Source organism: Nonomuraea zeae (genome assembly GCF_005889725.1).
Lineage (GTDB): Bacteria > Actinomycetota > Actinomycetes > Streptosporangiales > Streptosporangiaceae > Nonomuraea > Nonomuraea zeae.
The window spans coordinates 1-2,805 of record NZ_VCKX01000584.1 but is presented as its reverse complement, the minus strand read 5'-3'; the positions used below and the strand labels follow the sequence as shown (position 1 = coordinate 2,805).

The following is a 2,805-nucleotide window of genomic DNA, read 5'->3' as shown; positions in this document are numbered from 1 at the left end:
GGGTGTCCTCCGGGCGCAGGGGGAGGTTGGCGGACCTGACGTAGTAGCGGCGCACTCGCGACGAGTCCCGCAGCAGCCCGTCCAGGTAGCGGGCCACCACGGCCAGCGCCGCGAGGGTCGCCGCCGTGAGCAGCGGTGCGAGCAGCAGGGGAATCGGCCCCGCCCCGGTGAGGGCCGCCGCCACGGCGAGGACGACGCCGAGCGCTCCGGCCGCGTACACGGCGGTGAGCGGCCGGCGCGAGAAGCCGAAGTACAGCTCGAAGGCGTGCGCGACCAGCTTGACCAGGCGGAGCTTGGACCGCCCCGCCGTACGCGGCCGGTGGGTGACCGGGGTGACCGCGTACCGGGCCCCGACGAGGGGCACCGCCGGGATGAACCAGGGCAGGCGCAGGTCGGTGATCGTCCGGGCCACGCCGGTGCGCACCAGCCGGAAGGTGGAGGCGCCCCGCGGCATGCCGATGCCGAAGACCCGGCGCGCGGCCCAGTGCAGACCTGCCGAGCCGGCCTTGCGGATCAGGGGGTCACGCCGCCCCACCCGCCGGCCGAACACCACGTCGTACCCCTCCGCCGCCTTGTCCAGCAGGGACCAGATCTCCTCGGGCGGCACCTGGAGGTCGGCGTCGCACTGCACGACCCAGGGCTGCGCCGCGTAACCGAACCCGGCCGCCATGACGGCGTCGATGCCGAAGTTGCGGGTGAAGGACAGGTAGCGCACCCGGGGATCGGTCTCGGCCAGGCGGCGGATCCGGTCGAGCGAGTCGTCGGTGCTGCCGTCGTCCACGAAGAGGATCTCCAGCTCGCCGATCTCCTTCAGCGCCTCGACCAGCGCGCCGTGGGCGACCTCGACCTGAGCCCCCTCGTTGAAGCAGGGCACCAGCACGGTCAGTCCGGTCGTCAAATCCGCCTCCTCAGGACCAGCCCCAGCACGAATCCCTGCGCGCCCAGCGCGTACACCGCCCCCGCGGCCCCGGCGAGCGGGATCGCCAGCGCGCCGAGCGCGGTCGTCGCGGCCCAGGCGAGGACGACCGCCTTCGCGCTGTCGCGCAGCCCGGCCTCACCGGTGTTCTCCAGTACGAAGATCCCGCAGCTCGCCAGCGCGTTGGCCGGCAGCAGCGAGGCCAGCAGGCAGCCGAGCGCGACCAGCGAGTGGGTGCCGGCCAGCCCGCCCGCGAGCACCGCCCCCGCCACGAGCAGCCACAGCGCGCTCACCCAGACCGCCAGCCGGGCGACGCGCCGGACGAAGTCGCGGATCCCGGCCGCGCCGTCCGACCCCATCCACAGCACGAGCCGGGGCTGGTAGATCCGCTGCAGCGTGTAGACCACGGACGCGGCGAACCCCCATCCGAGCGTCATCATGTACAGGTCGCCGCTCTGCCCCGCGTACGAGGTGAGCGACAGCTCCACGAAGAGCGTGCCGATCACGGCGTTGGCCATCACGTCGGCCGCCCCCATGAGCACGACCGTGCGGACCAGCACGCCGCGCAGCATCCGGTACGTCCCGCCGCCGCTCGGCAGCCCGCGCAGCAGCACCAGGTTCAGCACGGTGACCAGGGCGAGCAGCCCGCCCAGATACCCGGCAGGGTGGAGGTGCACGGCGAACGCCAGCGAGGCCATGCCGATCATCCCGATGCCGAGCAGCGCGAAGTGCACGGTGTCCCGGGTGTAGCTGCCGAGGGCGCGGTGGATGGCCACGCCGAGCATCCCGCAGCCCAGGGCGACGTAGTAGGCGACGGCCAGCAGGTAGATCGCGGCCGTCGAGCCGGGGGCGATCAGCAGGGCGAGGGCGGCGGCGACGGCGAAGGGCAGCGGGACGTACGCGACGACCCCCCGGAGCATGCCCGCGAGCTGCTCCCTGGTCCGGCGGGCGCGCGGGATGAGCGCGAGCGCCGCCTTCTCGGGCCCCGACTGGACCACCATGCACAGCCAGCCCGCCGCGCCGACGGCGGCCGCGTACCGGCTGAAGTCCTCCCTGCTCCACGCGGCGACCAGCACGCCCGCGGAGCCGTACAGGAGGAGGCGGAAGGTGGCCCGGCCGCCCAGCAGCGTGAGCAGCCGGCGGGGGCCGATGCGGTGTGCCGCGGCTTGGGTGCCGGTCACGCGGCGTCCAGTTCGTCCGACACCGCGGCGCGCAGCGGCCGGGCGCCGGTCTTCAGGTAGGCGAGCAGGGCCTCGCGGATGCGGTCGTCGCCGAACCGCTCGCGCACGCCGGGGACGGACGGCCCCCTCTCCACGCCGAACAGCGCGCAGAACAGCGTCCTGACCTGTTCGGTGGTGAAGGAGTCCGGCAGCGTCAGCAGGGCCTCGACCGCCTCGGGGGCGGGGGGCGGGGCGAGGGGAGCGGCCGGCCAGGTGGTGGAGCGGCCCGCGGTGGCGAGCCAGTGCCGCAGGTGGCCGATCCGTTCGAGCAGCGGCGGCGCGTCCTGGGCGCCCAGCCTGGCGGCGGCCAGCCGGGCGTCGTAGCAGGTGGCGTGTAACGCCCCGCACACCGTGGAGAACGCGGGCAGCTTTGCGGGCGGCGGGTCCAGGTGGACCCCGACGGCCCGCTCGACTTCGGCGCGCGCCGCGGGCGAGCTCCTGGCGGTGGCGATGAGGGCGTCGAAGTCCTTGTACCAGCGGGCGAGCGTGGCCCGGTCGGGCGCGTCGGGCACCTGGTCCTGCCCGCTCGCCTGGTGGCGCGCCCGCACCCAGCGGGCCATGTGCTCGGGCATGAACGCCGTCAGCGGATCCGCGCCGGCCGGCGCGGGCGCCAGCCCTTCGGAGCCGGAGCCGGAGCCGGAGCCGGAGGCGTGGGTGGGGGCGTGGGTG

3 protein-coding genes are annotated in these 2,805 nt (G+C 75.0%); all 3 read right to left on the bottom strand.

Annotated elements, in window-relative coordinates:
• Nucleotides 1-898: glycosyltransferase family 2 protein (locus ETD85_RS61425; protein WP_240780170.1), on the bottom strand; the 898-nt coding region annotated here is incomplete at its 3' end.
• Entirely contained in the window at nt 895-2,097 is a 1,203-nt protein-coding gene (locus ETD85_RS61420) for a hypothetical protein (RefSeq protein WP_138698959.1), read from the bottom strand. The genes ETD85_RS61425 and ETD85_RS61420, both read right to left, overlap by 4 nt.
• Nucleotides 2,094-2,805, bottom strand: a 712-nt coding sequence (locus ETD85_RS64245; RefSeq protein ID WP_206059635.1) for a hypothetical protein, incomplete at its 5' end; no start/stop codon positions are given. The genes ETD85_RS64245 and ETD85_RS61420, both read right to left, overlap by 4 nt.